At 67.0% G+C, this 15,781-nt stretch carries 13 protein-coding genes; 5 read left to right on the forward strand and 8 right to left on the reverse strand.

Translation table 11 applies throughout. The features are described from left to right. Window positions 1-8: 8 nt before the first annotated feature. The 7 genes from SBI67_RS25200 to corA all read right to left on the reverse strand — a co-directional run bounded on the left by SBI67_RS25200 (window position 9) and on the right by corA (window position 7,787). Complete coding sequence (locus tag SBI67_RS25200; RefSeq protein WP_318983199.1) at window positions 9-872, reverse strand: ABC transporter permease; 864 nt, start codon at window positions 870-872, stop codon at window positions 9-11. Next, window positions 872-1,831: an ABC transporter permease gene (locus SBI67_RS25205; RefSeq protein WP_318983200.1), complete on the reverse strand. Its 960-nt coding sequence runs from the start codon at window positions 1,829-1,831 to the stop codon at window positions 872-874. The genes SBI67_RS25200 and SBI67_RS25205 overlap by 1 nt, the downstream gene beginning before the upstream one ends. Then, window positions 1,828-2,970 carry a polyamine ABC transporter substrate-binding protein gene (locus SBI67_RS25210; protein ID WP_318983201.1) on the reverse strand — a complete coding sequence of 381 codons (1,143 nt, stop codon included), beginning with the start codon at window positions 2,968-2,970 and terminating at the stop codon, window positions 1,828-1,830. Before SBI67_RS25210 ends, SBI67_RS25205 begins: the two co-directional genes overlap by 4 nt. A 40-nt stretch (window positions 2,971-3,010) precedes the next feature. Next, window positions 3,011-4,162, reverse strand: a complete 1,152-nt coding sequence (locus SBI67_RS25215; RefSeq protein ID WP_318983202.1) for an ABC transporter ATP-binding protein — start codon at window positions 4,160-4,162, stop codon at window positions 3,011-3,013. Beyond that, on the reverse strand, window positions 4,159-5,811 hold the full coding sequence (locus tag SBI67_RS25220; protein WP_318983203.1) for an amidohydrolase: 1,653 nt from the start codon (window positions 5,809-5,811) through the stop codon (window positions 4,159-4,161). Before SBI67_RS25220 ends, SBI67_RS25215 begins: the two co-directional genes overlap by 4 nt. 3 nt (window positions 5,812-5,814) lie before the next feature. Beyond that, entirely contained in the window at window positions 5,815-6,459 is a 645-nt protein-coding gene (locus SBI67_RS25225; RefSeq protein WP_318983204.1) for a helix-turn-helix domain-containing protein, read from the reverse strand. 215 nt (window positions 6,460-6,674) lie between these two features. Continuing rightward, window positions 6,675-7,787 (reverse strand): magnesium/cobalt transporter CorA, encoded by a 1,113-nt coding sequence (gene corA, locus SBI67_RS25230; protein ID WP_318983205.1) that lies wholly within the window; start codon window positions 7,785-7,787, stop codon window positions 6,675-6,677. Between the two features lie 224 nt (window positions 7,788-8,011). Between corA and SBI67_RS25235 the strand changes: the two genes are divergently transcribed. Together SBI67_RS25235 and SBI67_RS25240 are read left to right on the forward strand one after the other, a co-directional pair. Further along, entirely contained in the window at window positions 8,012-9,202 is a 1,191-nt protein-coding gene (locus tag SBI67_RS25235; protein ID WP_318983206.1) for an NAD(P)-dependent malic enzyme, read from the forward strand. Between the two features lie 20 nt (window positions 9,203-9,222). After that, entirely contained in the window at window positions 9,223-10,053 is an 831-nt protein-coding gene (locus SBI67_RS25240; protein ID WP_318983207.1) for a glycine betaine ABC transporter substrate-binding protein, read from the forward strand. Window positions 10,054-10,059: 6 nt separating this feature from the next. Here SBI67_RS25240 and SBI67_RS25245 read toward each other — a convergent pair whose 3' ends face one another. Then, window positions 10,060-10,416 (reverse strand): ArsR/SmtB family transcription factor, encoded by a 357-nt coding sequence (locus SBI67_RS25245; RefSeq protein WP_318983208.1) that lies wholly within the window; start codon window positions 10,414-10,416, stop codon window positions 10,060-10,062. 262 nt (window positions 10,417-10,678) lie between these two features. Here SBI67_RS25245 and mgtA point away from each other — a divergent pair, with 262 nt between their 5' ends. From mgtA to SBI67_RS25260, 3 genes are read left to right on the forward strand one after another with little or no spacing between them, the layout of a single operon-like run. Beyond that, entirely contained in the window at window positions 10,679-13,261 is a 2,583-nt protein-coding gene (gene mgtA, locus SBI67_RS25250; RefSeq protein WP_318983209.1) for a magnesium-translocating P-type ATPase, read from the forward strand. Window positions 13,262-13,291: 30 nt separating this feature from the next. Continuing rightward, window positions 13,292-14,008, forward strand: coding sequence for an MgtC/SapB family protein (locus tag SBI67_RS25255; RefSeq protein WP_318983210.1), 717 nt, complete (start codon window positions 13,292-13,294; stop codon window positions 14,006-14,008). A 7-nt stretch (window positions 14,009-14,015) separates the two neighbouring features. After that, window positions 14,016-15,758 (forward strand): ABC transporter permease, encoded by a 1,743-nt coding sequence (locus SBI67_RS25260; protein ID WP_318983211.1) that lies wholly within the window; start codon window positions 14,016-14,018, stop codon window positions 15,756-15,758. The last annotated feature ends 23 nt before the right edge of the window (window positions 15,759-15,781 follow it).

The following is a 15,781-nucleotide window of genomic DNA, read 5'->3' on the forward strand; positions in this document are numbered from 1 at the left end:
ATCCGAGCTCAGCGCCCCACCATCGCCCCGGTGAGACCCGCTGCGCCGCCACCTGTTCCGGTCGGGTCGCGACGGAGTATCAGCGCGGCAATGCCGAGGACGATGAGGGTGAGAACCAGCATCAGCGTCGACATCGCGGCGATCTCGGGTCGTAACGCGGCCTTGAGCGAAGCGAAGATGTACACCGGCCACGGCGTGGAGCCGGCCACCGAGACGAACGAGGACACGACGGTGTTGTCCAGGCTGAGGGTGAATGCCAGCAGCGCGCCGGCGAGGACGGCGGGACGGATCAGCGGCAGGGTGATGTCGGTGAAGCGGCGCAGCGGGGTCGCGTAGAGGTCGGCGGCCGCCTCCTCCAGGCTCTCGTTCATCCCCGTCATCCGTGCCCGCACGATGAAGGTCACGACGGCGCTGGCGAAGAGCGAATTGGCGATGATCAAGCGCACCTGACCGATGTTGAATCCGGTGATGCCCCAGTCGATGCCGAGGGTGACGAACCAGGGCAACAACGAGATGGCGCTGACGATCTCCGGGGTCACCATCACCAGGCCCAGCAGGGCGAGCAATCCCGGCGCCCACCATCGCGGTCGGCGGGCCAAGGCGATTCCTGCGGAGGTGCCGAGAATCGTCGCCACCACGGCTGTACCCGCGGCGGTGATCAAGGAGACGGAGATCGAATTCGTGATCGCCGGGTTGGTCAGCGCCGCGACGTAGGGTTCGACGCTGAAGCCGTCGAAGGTCTGCAGGTTTCGGCCCGAGTTGAACGAGTAGACGACGATGACCACGATCGGGAAGAACAAGAACAGCAGGCCGAGGACGCCCCAGATGTGCAGGATCGCGTCACCGCGTCGGATTCTGGGCCTGGTGGTCATCACAAGGACTCCTTTGCGGGCAGTCGCAACGAGGACATGGCGGTGGTGACACGGCCGGCCACTTTGAGGACGCCCCCCACCACGGCGCTGGTGCCGAAGATGGCGAGCATCAGCAGCACGGCCATCGCGGAGCCGAGCGCCCAGTTCTGCGCACTCTGGAATTGGGCGGCGACCATCTGACCGACCATGCTTCCGCTGGCGCCGCCGAGAACCGTGGGGGTGATGTAGTCGCCCATCAACGGCACGAAGACCAGGAGCAGTCCGGCCATCACGCCGGGCGCGGCCAGTGGAACCGTGATGCAGCGGAACGTATCCCACGCGGTGCCGCCGAGATCGCGACTGGCCTCCAGCAGCTTGGGATCGAGACGTTCCAGCGCCACGTAGAGGGGCAGGATCATCAACGGCAGATAGTTGTACACCACGCCGAGCTGGACCGCGGCAGAGGTGTACAGCACATGCAGCGGTCCGTCGGTGATGTGCAACCACTGCAGCAGCTTGGACACGAATCCGGCTGGGCTCAGCGAGATCTGCCAGCCGATGGTGCGGACCAGGAAGTTCGTCCAGTACGGAATCAAGATCAGGGCCAGTACCACCCCGCGCCAGCGCGCGGGTAGCTTGACGGCCATCCAGTAGGCCATGGGGAAGGCGATCACCAGACACAGCGCGGTGCCCAGGGCGGCGATCTTCAAGGTGCGCAGGAAGATCGCGAAGAACGCCGGTGACGCCGCCTCGCCGTAACGGTCGAAGGACAGTACGTCGTTGGCGTGGGTCGTGTACAGACCCGGCTTGTAACCGAAGCTGTACCAGACCACGAGCGCGAACGGCAGCACGAAGAACAGGACCATCCACACGCTGATGGGCAGGGCGCCAAGGCCCCCCGGCAGCCGCGGTCGCGTCCGCCGGGGTGGCCCGTCGCCGCTGTCGGGACTGCGCACCGATGGCTCCTGCAGAACGGTCACTTGCCCGCCGCCGCCTTGAGCTCGTCATAGATGGCGATGATCTTGCCGTCCATCGACGTCATCTGGCTGTAGATCAGTTTCGACATGATCTGATCGCTGATGAACACCATGTCGGGTCGTTTGATGCCGGCTTTCGTGGCGGCCTCTTCGATCCCTTGGATGCCGGTGTTGTAGCCGATGTAGGTGAGTTCCTTGAGCGAGACCGTCGGATCCAGCACGTAGTTGATGAACTCGTAGGCCGCGTCCTCATGCGGGGCCCCCTTGACGATGGCCCAGTTGTCCTGCCACAGGTTGGCACCCTCGCTGGGCCAGACCCACTTGTACCGGTCCGGCTCGGCGTTGCCCAGGATGCCGAGGCGAGCGTCGCCGTTCCAGCAGTGGATCAGGGTGCGTGCCGACGACGAAATCGAGTTGTTGGTCGATGATTCGAAGGCCTGGACGTGGGGTGCGATCTTGCCGAGGATGAACGACCGGTAGGCGTCGATGTGTGCGGGATCGGTGGTGTTCGGGTCGATTCCGTTGGCGTAGAAGTACGTGAAGGCCACCTCGCCCTGGTCCTCGAGCAGCGACATGCTGCCCGACGCCTCCTTCTGTGCCGCGTCGAGGAAGTCGGCCCACGACGTCAGATCGCGTTTGATGACGGTCGTGTCGTAGACGTAGCCCGTCGAACCCCAGTCCTTGCAGACGCTGTACTTGTTGCCAGGGTCGAACGGGGTGTTCACGACCTTAGCGTTGAGGTTCTTCATATTCGGCAGTTTGGTGTGATCGAGTTCGGTCAACAGTCCACCGGTTGCCATCTGCTGGATCGACGAATGGGTGGGGACGCAGATGTCATAGCCGCTGGTGCCTTTGGCTGCACTGAGTTTGGCGATCATCTCCGGGTTGGAACCATAGGAGTCCAGGGTGATCGCCGGCCCCTTGGCCGAGGTGAAGTCCTTGAGCACGGCCGGATCGTCGTACTCGCCCCAGGTATAGATGTTGAGGGCGCCCGAAGAGGATGATCCGCCACCGCCTGCCGGCTTGGAGCACGCGGCGAGCAAGGCCCCCGCTCCGAGGGCCGCGGTGCCGCTCAGGAAGGTTCGCCGGCTGAGCGACTTCGCAAGGGCCTTGGGGGCGAGGACGCGGATGGGTTCGTTCATGGGATCACTTTCGGATCGGGGTGGCGGGGTGCTGCGTGGGTCAGGAGGTGAAGATCCGTACGGCGTCGGCGGACCACGAGCAGGAGACGGGGGCACCGAGTTCGGTGGGCGGGTTCGAACTGCGGGGCAGTCGGGCCAAGATCCTGTCCTCGCTGCCGGTGTGGACGACCAACTGCAGGCTGTGGCCCAGCTCGGAAACACCGAGCAGCACGCCGGAGACGACGTTCACCCCGGCGGTGCTCGATTCGGGGCTCGATTCGGTCACCGCCTGCTCGGTGACGAGCACCGACTCCGGCCGGATCGCGGCGGTGACTGCGGCACCGGCGGCAGCAGGCACGTCGCCCTTGGCCGGGCGGGTGGAGTACAGCGAGAGGCCGGCGGTCCGAACGTTCACCCCGGTGGGATCGAAGGACGAGATGGTGCCGGTGAATGAGTTCTGCCGGCCGATGAAATCGGCCACGAAGGCCGATTCGGGTGAGTCGTAAACCGCGGACGCCGTGCCGATCTGCTCGATCCGCCCGTCGTTCATCACCGCGATCCGGTCACTCATGGACAGCGCCTCCTCCTGGTCGTGCGTGACGAAGATGAAGGTGGTCCCGAGTTCCTGCTGCAGCAACTTCAGCTCGACCTGCATCTCCTCGCGCAGCTTGCGGTCGAGCGCACTCATCGGTTCATCGAGGAGGACCACTGCGGGCCGATTGACCAGCGCCCTGGCCAGCGCGATGCGTTGTTGTTGGCCGCCGGAGAGCTGCGCCGGCTTGCGGTTGGCGAATGCCGTCATCCGCACCATGTCCAGGGCGCGGCTCACCCGGTCGGACATCTCGGCTTTCGGCACCCCGGACCGGCGTAGTCCATAGGCGACGTTGTCGGCGACCTTCATATGCGGGAACAGCGCATACGCCTGAAAGACAGTGTTCACCGGGCGCTTGTGCGGGGGCAGGTTCTCGACGTTGCGGCCGGAGATCGTGATGGTGCCGTCGTCGGGGAACTCGAATCCGCCGATCATCCGAAGCGTCGTCGTCTTGCCGCATCCGCTGGGCCCGAGCAGGCTGAGGAATTCACCGGCCTGCACGTGCAGGGACAGATTGTCGACGGCAACGGCGCTGCCGTATGCCTTGGTAAGCCCGTGCAATTCGACCGACCCATCCGTCGTGGCAGGCGGCACTGCTTCGACAGCGGTTTGCACGGTCATGCCGGCACCAGGGTGGAGTCGGCCTCGTAGACGACCTTACCGCCGATGAGGGTGTACGCGACCGAGGCGGAACCGATTTCGGCCACCGGGGCGGCGAAGATATCCCGGTCGAGAATGACGATGTCGCCCGATTTCCCGACTTCGATGGTTCCCGAACGCTGTTCGTCGTGGTTGAGGTAGGCCGTGCCCAAGCTGTGCGCGATGAGCGCATCGGCCAGCGACAGTGCCTGCTCGCCGAGGAAGGGCAGCGACGACGGGCCGGTCGCTCCGGCGGGAGCGCGGTTGACCGACGTGTGGATGATCTCCAGGGGGTTCGCGGTGCTCACCGGCCAATCGCTGCCCGACGCCAGCGCTGCGCCGGCGCGCTGAAGTGATCCGAACGGGTATTGCCACGCCGCCCGTCGGCGGCCGAGGAACGGGATGGTGAGCACGTCCATCTGGTCTTCGTGGCGGGCCCACAGGGGTTGCATGTTGGCCACCACCCCCAGTTCGGCGAAGCGGGGGACGTCGGCAGGATGGACCACCTGGATGTGCGCCAGTGTGTGGCGAAGATCCTTGTCGCCATTCGCATTTCGAGCCGCCTCGATCGCATCCAACGACTCGCGAACGGCGCGGTCACCGAGCGCGTGGAAGTGCAGTTGGAAGCCCAGCGCGTCGAGCTCGGTCGAGATCTGCTTGAGGGTAGTCGGATCGACGAAGCTCTTGCCCATGTTCTCGCCGGGGCAGCCGCACGCATCGAGGTAGGGCTCCAGCATGCCCGCCGTGAAGTTCTCGGCGACGCCGTCCTGCATGATCTTGACCGTCGTGGCCGAGAACCCGGCTGCCAGAGCACGTTCGCGCTTCTCGAGGAGTTCGGGAATCTGCTCCAGGCCGCGGTTGCGGTCCCACCACAGCGCACCGACCACGTGTGCCTTGAGCTTGCCGGACGCGGTGGCGCGAAGGTAGGAGTCCAGCGAGTCCGGGGTGTCGTTGGTGGCGCCGACGATGGCGTCCTGCCAGGCCGTCACACCCCAGGCGAACAGTCGCCGCTGGGCGATCTCCAGTGCTTCGTCGAGATCGTCCTGGGTGGGCAGCGGGATGTGCCGGGCGACCAGGGCCATGGCCCCTTCCTGCAGGGTGCCGATCGCGTGTCCGTCGGCGTCGCGTTCGATACGACCGTCGAACGGGTCGGGCGTCGTGTCGTCGATCCCGGCGAGCTCAAGAGCTCTGGTGTTCACCCACGCGCCGTGACCGTCGCGGTTGGGGAAGTAGGCGGGCCGATCGGGGACTACGGCGTCGAGCGCTGCCGCGGTCGGCAGGCCGCCGGGGAACGAGTCCATCGACCATCCGCCGCCGCTGATCCAGGTCAATTCCGGATTGGCGGCGGCGTACTCGGCGATCCGGGTGAGGTAGCCGTCGGCGGTGGTGTACGGGGTCAGGTCACACGCGATCATGTCGAGGCCGGCGTGATACGGGTGAATGTGGCTGTCCTGGAAGCCAGGTGAGACCAGGCCGCCGGCCGCATCGATCACGACGGCGCCGGAGCCGGTGAGCGCTTCTGCGCCGATCGCGGTGATGACACCGTCGCTGATGAGAACGGGCTCTTCGACGATCCCGGCGGGCGTGAACACGTGACCTCCGGTGATCAGGACTCGCTGGGCAGCAGACATCTGTCAATCCTTCTTCTGGTGTGCGAGTGATGCGTTGAGCGGGTTGTTGTCGATCGGTGGGGTGAAATGCGAGGTGATCCACATGGCCTGAGCCGAACTCGCGCCGATGTTGACCGCGCGGTGCGGAACCGTGGAAAGGTACTCGACGCTGTCACGCGGCCCGAGCACGAATGTCGCTGAGCCGACTGATAATTCGATATGGCCGGCAAGAACGTAGAAGATCTCTTGCGCGTTGTCGTGTGCGTAGGGTTCCGAGCCGGTCGAGCCACCGACATCGAACGTGCCCTCATAGACCTCGAGCTGACGGATGGGGGGCCGGGACAGCAGCAGCTTGCGCAGGCCGCTGTCGCTGGAGAACACCGGCCGCTCATCCGCTCGGAGCACGGGCCGGACGATCGGCGCCTCGTCGGACAGCAGATCGGCGACGGAAATGCCGACAGCGGCCGAGATGCGCTTCAGCACCCCTACGGAGACACCGCACTTCCCGTTCTCGAGCTGGCTGATGAACCCCGCGCTGACCCCGGCCCTGGCCGCGACGTCGCGCGTCGACAATCGGCTGCGGTCGCGGGCCTCTCGCAGCCGATGCCCGAGGACGGTGCGTGCCGTCGAGTCGGGCACGGTGGCGGCGGTCGCGGGTTGATAAGGCACGGGCCCCATTTCGCTTAAGTCTGCTTAACGGATCGCTTAGTGGGGACCGTATGGGCACGGGTGCCGGTGTGCAAGACGGGGAGCGGGCGAAGGCGAAGTGTTTACACACGCGCAACGCGCGGTGTCGGTCTCAGGCGGCCGACACGGATCAGCCACGGAGGTGCCAGCACATCAGCGGACCTGTCGACCTGGCGGTCGGCAGGCGGCGGGCCTTTCTAGAGCCAGTTGTTCCGGCGGAAGGTGCGGTGCAGCACCACACACACCGTCAGCATCACCAACAGCACCATGGGATACCCGAGGGTCCAATGCAGTTCGGGCATGTTGTCGAAATTCATGCCGTAGATACCGGCCAGTGCGGTCGGCACGGCGGCGATCGCCACCCACGCCGAGATCTTGCGCATATCGGTGTTCTGCTGCATGCCCACCTTGCCCACCGCGGCCTGCACCAGCGAGCTGAGCACCTCGTCGTAGCTGGCGATCCGGTCCGCGGCCGTGATGGTGTGGTCCAGCACGTCGCGCATATAGCGGCGTACCTCTTTGGAGATCAGATCGTTGTGATCGCTGCCCAGACGCTGGAGGGCGAAGGTCAGCGGGCTGACCGCGCGCCGCATCTCGACGATCTCACGCTTGAGCAGATAGATGTGTTCGATATCGGTGGGGCTGGTGGGGGAGAAGACGTTCTCCTCCATGGCGTCGATATCGGTCTCCACCAGATCGGTCACCCCGAGGTAGGAGTCGACGACGTGGTCGGCGATCGCATGCATCACCGCGTACGGCCCGAGAGCGCAGTTGGCCGGCGACGTGTCCATCTGTTTGCGCACACCGGCCAGGCCACCGTGGTCACCGTGGCGGACCGTCACCACGAAATCGGTTCCGACGAAGATCATGATCTCGCCGGTTTCGACGATCTCACGCGCATTGGCCACCGACTCGTGCTCGACGTACTTAACGGTCTTGAGCACCAGGAACAACGTGTCGTCGTAGCGTTCCAGCTTCGGCCGCTGGTGGGCGTGCACGGCGTCCTCGACGGCCAGCTCGTGCAATCCGAACACATCAGCCACCGCCTGCATCTGGTGCTCGTCGGGTTCGTGCAGCCCGATCCACACGAAGGCGTGGTTGTTGCCTTCGGCCTCGATCTCGCGAACTTTGTTCAGAGCGGCGGCATGGGTGAACTTGCCGGGCAGGCGGACCCCGTCGACGTACACACCGCAGTCGACCATCGCCCGCGCGACGGGGACGTGGATGGTGCGGGCGTCAGGTTGTGCGGCGACGGTTTTCCTGGCTCCGGGCCGAAGCAACGACGGTGGCAACGCACGGAATGAGGGCATCGCAAACCTCCGGATCAACGTGCGTCGTAGCCGGCCGGGGACCGGGCCGGAACGCATCGAATGCTACGTGGTCCTGGTGGCCGGTACCCCCTTCTGCACGCTGTCTAGTCGCTGGGAAGCTACCGGCGGGTAGGCCATTTCTCGACGTAAAGGGCATCTTTCGGTCTTCTCACGAATGGGGAACCGGCATCTGTGAGTTCAGGCTGTGGGTTACCGTGGTCGCCGTGGCCGAATTGGTGCGTACTCCGCAAGTAGTGATCGAGGATGCCGAGATCTTCGCCGCGCACGAGGGCGGCAAACTCTCGGTGGCGCTGAACGAGCCGCTGGACAGCCAGCGCGCCCTGTCCATCGCCTACACGCCGGGTGTGGCGCAGGTGAGCCGCGCGATCGCAGCCGATGCGACGTTGGCGAAGAAGTACACCTGGGCGAACCGGCTCGTCGCCGTGGTCAGCGACGGCAGTGCGGTGCTGGGTCTCGGGGATATCGGTGCCGCCGCGTCGCTGCCCGTCATGGAGGGCAAGAGCGCGCTGTTCAAGACGTTCGGCGGGCTGGACTCCATCCCGATCGTGCTGGACACCAAGGATCCCGACGAGATTGTCGAAACACTGATCCGGCTGCGTCCGACCTTCGGTGCCGTGAATTTGGAGGACATCTCCGCGCCGCGCTGCTTCGAGATCGAGCGCCGGGTCATCGAGGCCTTGGATTGCCCGGTGATGCATGACGATCAGCACGGCACCGCCATCGTGGTGCTGGCGGCTCTGCTGGGGGCGGTCAAGGTGCTCGACCGCGACATCCGCGAACTCAAGGTGGTGGTGTCCGGGGCCGGTGCGGCCGGTGTCGCGTGCACGAACATCCTGCTCAACAGCGGCATCAGGGACATCGTCGTCCTGGACAGCAAGGGCATCGTCGAGACGGGTCGAGGCGACCTGAACTCGTTCAAGGCCGAACTGGCCGGACGGACCAATCCGCGCGGGCTCACCGGCGGGGTGGCCGAAGCCCTCGACGGCGCCGACGTCTTCCTCGGTGTGTCGGCCGGCCTGGTGCCCGAAGAGCTCATCGCGACGATGGCCCCCGGCAGCATCGTGTTCGCGCTGTCCAACCCGGATCCCGAGATCCACCCCGATGCGGCCCGCAAGTATGCCGCCGTGGTGGCCACCGGCCGTAGTGACTTCCCCAACCAGATCAACAATGTGCTCGCCTTCCCCGGGGTGTTCCGCGGTGCCCTGGATGCCGGTGCCCGGCGCATCACCGAGGAGATGAAAGTCGCTGCCGCGCATGCGATCTTCTCGGTTGTTGGCGATGATCTGGCGGTGGATCACATCGTGCCGAGTGCGCTGGACCCGCGGGTGGGGCCGGCGGTGGCCGCGGCCGTGGCGCACGCCTCGAAGGCCGTGGCGCACGCCTCGAAGGCTTGAGCGCAGCTCTGATGCGTCGGATGCTGCCGAAACTGGCGGCGCTACTGGTGCTGGTGGTCGCTGGATGCTCGGCGGCCCCGCCGCCGTCAGTGGTGACCGTCGGCGCCCAGAACGACGCGGAATCGGCACTGCTGGCGCAGCTGTACGCCGCGGCATTGCGGTTCTACGGCAGTGCCGCCCACGTCCAGGTGTCCCAGGACCCGGTCGGTGGCCTGGATGCCGGCGACGTCGACGTCGCGCCCGGCCTGACCGGGGCGCTGCTCTCCCGGTTCCAGCCCGACGCGCCGGCCCGCTCGGCGGCCCAGGTGTATCGCTCGATGGTGGCCGCGCTGCCGGAGGGGTTGGCCGCCGGTGACTACGCGGACACCACGTCGGACAAGCCGCTGCCCGCGGTGACCGACCGAACCGCGCGGGCGTGGGGCGCCACCGACACGCTGGCGCTGCTGCCGCGGTGCGCGGCGCTGCGGGTCGGCCGCGTCGCGGGTGCGCCGGCGCCCGGCTCGCTGGCTGCCTGTGTGCTGCCGAAGGCACGTGAGTTTTCCGATGCCGCTGCGCTTTTCGATGCGTTGCGCAACGGTGAGATCGACGTGGCCTGGACGTCGGCGGCCGCCCCCGGCATTCCCGAACAGGTGACCGTGCTGGCGGACCGGACAGCGCTGGTGCGCGCGGAGAACGTGGTGCCGGTGTACCGGCGCAACACCCTCACCGACCCGCAGGTGCGGTCGATCAACGAGTTGGCAGGCGTGCTGGACACCGACGCGTTGGCGCAGATGCGGGCGAAGGTCGCCGCCGGGCAGGATCCGGGTGCGGTGGCCGCGGCGTACCTGGACGCCCATCCGCTCGGCCGTTAGCCGGCGTTATGCCTGCCGCAGGTGCGCGCCGGCATCCTCGTTGCGCAGCCGCTGGCCCAGGGCGACATCGACGATCGCCAGCACGTGGGCGTCGGTGGCGACGTACACCTGGCGTTTCCCGGCGCGCTGCGCCCGCACCAGGCCGGCGAGTTTCAGTTTGGCCAGATGATGACTGACGGTGGCCAGGCTCTGGCCGGTCCTCGCGGCCAGCGTGCCGACGTCCTGCTCGCCTTTGGCGAGCACCCACAGAATGTGCAAGCGCACGGTGGCCGAGAGCAGGCCGAGGATCGCGGCGGTCTCCTGAAGGACCTGCACGGTCAACTCGTCATCGGGTGATACGGAGGGGGCGGTGGGGTCGGGCACAGAACTCCTCTCGGCGACACGAACAGACTCCACCATTGCTGACAGTTGTGCAAGCGTTTGACTGTTGGGGCGCGGTGCGTTCTACTGGTGGGGCGTCGCGCCCCGCGGCGTCATCCGTTCCGCAGGAGGTGCCTCGTGATCGAGGGAAGTAGTACGCCGCCTCCACGCGTGCGTCCGACCTGACCCGGTCGGTGCGTCATGCGTGGAGTCGACCTTCGTTGTCCACGTCGACTGACGCCCCTGACGCCTTAAGGACCGGATCATGGCTGACACCTCCCTGCCTGAGCTGGCGACGCTGCCCAGTTTCCAGGTCTTCCAGCGTGTCGGCGGCTCGCCGCGCGGGTTGACCGAAGCCGAGGCCGCCGAGCGGCTGCGGCGGTTCGGCGAGAACCAGGAATTCCGCCCCGGTGGGGACGGACTGGCAGCGAGCGCGCTGGCCGCGGTGCGCAGCCCGTTCGTGGCCTTGCTGGCCGTGCTCGCGGTGGTGTTCGTGATCGTGGGCGACGCCCGCGGCGCCGCGATGGTCGGGATCATCGACGCACTCGCGGTGCTGCTGCGGATCTGGCAGCACACCCGCTCCGCGCGGGCCGCCGGCGAACTACACAAACTGGTGACGTCGACGGTCACCGTGCGCCGCCGCGCCGACGACACCGCCGATCGGATGGATCGCGAGGTGCCGACCGGCGATCTGGTACCCGGGGATGTCGTGCTCCTGCAGGCCGGCGATGTGGTCGCGGCCGACCTTCGGTTGGTGTCGGCCGTGGACCTGATGGTCGACCAGTCGGTGCTCACCGGGGAATCGCTGCCCACCGCCAAGTCCGCCGACGTCGCCCCGTCGGCCACTCCGCGGGCGCTGGCCGACACGCCGTCGCTGTGCTTCTCCGGTTCCACCGTCGTCGCCGGGAAAGCCACGGCGGTGGTGCTGGCGACGGGCCGCCACACCTATTTCGGGTCCCTGGCCGCCGGCGCGGTCGCACTGCGACCGACGTCGAGCTTCGATCTCGGTGTCCGCGCCGTCGGCTGGACCCTGATCCGGCTGATGCTCGTGCTGGCCCCGATCGTCTTCGTGGTCAACGGATGTGTCAGCGGGGTCTGGGACCAGGCGGCGATGTTCGGCGTCGCGGTGGCCGTCGGGCTGACGCCGGAGATGTTGCCGGTGATCGTCACCACCAACCTGGCCCGCGGCGCGGCCAAACTGGCCCGCGAGCGCGTTGTGGTCAGCCGGCTCAACGCCATTCAGGATCTCGGTGCCATGGACGTGTTGTGCGTGGACAAGACCGGCACGCTGACCGAGGACCGCATCGTGTACGCGCACGGTATCGACGTCACCGGACGCTATGACGACGCCGTCACCGAGCTGGCCTTCCTGGCGGCGTTCTTCCAGGACGGGGTGCACGACCGGATGGACGAGGCCATCCTGGAAATGCTTGCCGAGCAAGGTATGTCGGTGCTGGCCGATGCGGCGTACACGAAGGTGGACGAGATCGGCGCTGACGACGACCGGGGCACTGCCAGTGTGGTCCTGCGCAGACAGCCCGGCGAGCACCTGCTGATCTGCAAGGGCGACCCGAACGCCGTGCTGGCCCTGTGCACCCACGCCCGGTTGGACGGCGTCGACGCCGCGCTCGGGCCGGATCTGCTGGCCGAAGCGACCGACCTGGTCGCGGCCTACCGCAAGCAGGGGATGCGGGTGATGGCGGTTGCGGTCCGCGCCCTGCCGGCCCGGCTGGAGCACTACGGCTACGCCGACGAGCGTGATCTGGTGCTGGCGGGGTTCATCGGTTTCGTGGACCCGGTCCGGGCCAGCGCCGCCGGCGCCGTCGCAAACCTGGCCGCCCATGGCGTGCGGGTCAAGATTCTCACCGGCGACAGCCCGGTTGTCGCGCGGCACGTGGCCCGGCTGGTCGGCGTGCCGACCGATCAGGTCGTCCTCGGTGACCAGGTCGACCGGTGCAGCGACCGCCGACTGCGCACCCTGGTCTCCCACGCCGCCGTGTTCGCCGGGCTCGCACCGGAACACAAGGTGCGCATCGTGGTTGCCCTACGCGAAAGTGGTTGCGCAGTCGGTTATCTCGGCGACGGTGTCAACGACGTGGTGGCATTGCGCACCGCCGACGCCGGGATCGCCGCGGACACCGCCACCGACGCCGCGAAGGCGGCCGCCGATCTGATCCTGCTGGACAAGGATCTCGGTGTGCTGGCCGACGCCGTCGTCGAAGGTCGGCGCACGCTGGCCAACACGCTCAAATATGTGAAGATCACCGCGGCCTCGAACTTCGGGAACGTGCTCTCGGTGCTGGTGGCCAGCGTCGTGCTGCCGTTCCTGCCGATGCTGCCCATCCAGCTCATGGTGCAGAACCTGCTGTACGACTGCGCACAGCTGGCCCTGCCGTGGGACCGCGTCGACCGGGACTACCTGCGTGCCCCGCGGCGGTGGCAGTCCCGCGGGCTGGCCTCGTTCATGCTCACGTTCGGACCGCTGAGTTCGGCATTCGACCTGATCACCTTCGCCGTGTTGTGGTGGGGCTACGGAGCCGGGGACGTGCCGTCGACCTTCCAGACCGGGTGGTTCATCGAGGGTCTGCTGAGTCAGCTGGCGGTGGTCTTGGTGTTGCGCTCGCGCGTCGCGCCCTGGCGCGGTGAGCGCGCTGCCCCGGTGGTCGTGGTCGCCGCACTCGCGGCGGCCGCCATCGGTCTCGCGTTGCCGTACAGCCCGCTCGGTGCGCCACTGCGGCTGACACCCTTACCGCTGCCGTGTGTGCTGTGGCTGCTGCTGATCGTGCTCGGTTATGCCGCGGCAGCGCAGTGCGTCAAGCACTTCCAGCGCAAGCAAAACTGGCTCTAGTCCCACCACCACATTCGAAAGAGAGCGCAGATGACGACTGCGGATATGCTGCTGCGCCTGGCCGCCGGAATGGGCCTGGGGGCACTGATCGGATTCGAACGGCAGTACCGGGCCCGGATGGCCGGACTGCGCACCAACGCCCTGGTGTCGGCAGGGGCGACACTGTTCGTGCTGCTTTCGGCGCACGGTTTCGCGGGAGCCACCGCCGACCCGACGCGCGTGGCGGCACAGATCGTCTCCGGCATCGGATTTCTCGGCGGCGGGGTGATCCTGCGTGAAGGTCTTTCCGTGCGGGGTCTCAATACCGCGGCCACGCTGTGGTGTTCGGCCGCGGTGGGCGCACTGGCCGGTGCGGGCATGTTCCCGGCGGCCGCCGCCGGTGCGGTCGCGGTGATCGTCATCCATGTGGTGATGCGACCGATCGGCATGTTCGTCGACCGGCGGCCCGACACCACCGCCGACGCGCCCACGACGTATACGTTCCACGCCCTCGGCGCCGAAGCGGCCGAGGCGCATATCCGGGCTGTACTGGTGGATGCGTTGTCCCGCACCGACTTGGCGCTGCAGTCGGTGGAGAGCACACACACCAACACCGGCGGCCAGGTGCAGGTGTGCGCGGCGGTCACCGCTGCCGAACGCGATGACAAGGCCATGGAGACCGCGATCAGCCGACTGTCCATCGAACCGGCCGTGACCAGTGTGCGCTGGCAGGTCGACCGACCGGCTGCGGCCGCTACCCGGGAGTGAGACGACCATGACCATCTTTCGTATCTACCCCACCGAGGGTGTGCTCACGCGCCCGGCGCGCCGGATCGGTTACGACGTCGCGGTTTTCGCGGGCGCGGCCGCCCTGCTGTGGCTGGTGATCGTTCTGATCCGGCGCACCGACGTGCCATGGACCGTGGAGACCGCCGCCCCTGCGGTGTCCACCGACCCGGGGGAGTTGCCCTACTATGCGGGGCGTTCGCTGCTGCGAATGTTTGTGGCGCTGGGCTTTTCGCTGATCTTCACCTTCGTCTACGCCACGATCGCGGCACGGTCCCGCCGGGCCGAGAAGGTGCTGATCCCGTTACTGGACATCCTGCAATCGGTGCCGATTCTGGGGTTCCTGTCGGTGACCATCACCGGGTTCATCGCCCTGTTCCCGGGCTCGGAGCTGGGACTGGAATGCGCCTCCATCTTCGCGATCTTCACCTCGCAGGCATGGAATATGACCTTCGCCTTCTACTCGTCGTTGGTGTCGCAGTCACGTGACCTGGACGAGGCCTCGCGATTGCTGAGACTGTCACGCTGGCAACGGTTCTGGCGAGTCGATCTGCCCAGCGGGATGATCCCGCTGGTATGGAACGGCATGATGAGTTTCGGCGGCGGGTGGTTCTTCCTCACCGCCTCGGAGGCGTTGAGCGTCAACAACCACAACTTCGCGCTTCCCGGCGTCGGCGCCTACGTGGCCGCCGCCGGTGACGCCGGTGACCTCGACAAGGTACTGCTGGCCGTCGGCGTGATGATCCTCATGGTGGTGGGGGTGAACCTGCTGTTCTGGCGACCGTTGACCGCGTGGGCCGAACGCTTCCGGCTGGAGGACTCCGGCGCTGTCCAGGCGCCGCGCAGCCTGACACTGGAGTTGTTGCGCCGCTCCAACATTCCGCGCAGCCTCGGCGCGTTTGCCGGTCGGCTGGTGTACCCGTTGGACCGGGTGATGGCGGTGTTCGGCCGCGCCGAGCGGCCGTTACGCGACTCGGCGGTGCGTAACCGGGCCGGGGACTGGGTGTTCGGTGTGGTGGTCGGTGCGCTCGTCGGCTACGGAGCGCTGCGGGCCGTGGCCTACATCGGGGCGACGGTCGGATTCGGAGAGATCGGCCATGCGCTGCTGCTCGGCCTGGCCACCTTCGCGCGCGTGGTGGTGCTCATCGTCGTCGCCACGGTGGTGTGGGTGCCGGTGGGGGTGTGGATCGGCCTGAACCCCAAGGTCTCTCGGGTGGCCCAGCCGGTCGTGCAGATATTGGCGTCGTTCCCGGCCAACTTCCTCTTCCCGATCTTCACCGCCGCGTTGCTGGCCACCGGGATCAGCCTGGACATCGGCGGCATCCTGCTGATGGCGTTGGGCGCCCAGTGGTACATCCTGTTCAACGTCATCGCCGGGGCCAGCGCCATCCCGAATGACCTGCGGGAGGCGGCCACCAACCTGCGCCTGCCGCCGATGTTGCGGTGGCGCAAACTGATCGCCCCGGCCATCTTCTCCAGCTATGTCACCGGCGGCATCACCGCCGCCGGTGGGGCGTGGAACGCCTCGATCGTCGCCGAGGTGGTCAGCTATCACGGCACGACGCTGACGGCCACCGGTCTGGGTGCCTACATCCGGGACGCGACCGCCGATGGCGACGCCGGCCGGATCCTGGTCGGCGTCATCGTGATGAGTGTCTACGTGGTGGCGATGAACCGGGTGCTCTGGCGCCGCTTGTATGCGCTCGCGCAGCGTCGTTACTCCCTTTCCTGACAACGAATTCGAACGGAGATCCG

Source organism: Mycolicibacterium chengduense (assembly GCF_033741155.1).
Lineage (GTDB): Bacteria > Actinomycetota > Actinomycetes > Mycobacteriales > Mycobacteriaceae > Mycobacterium.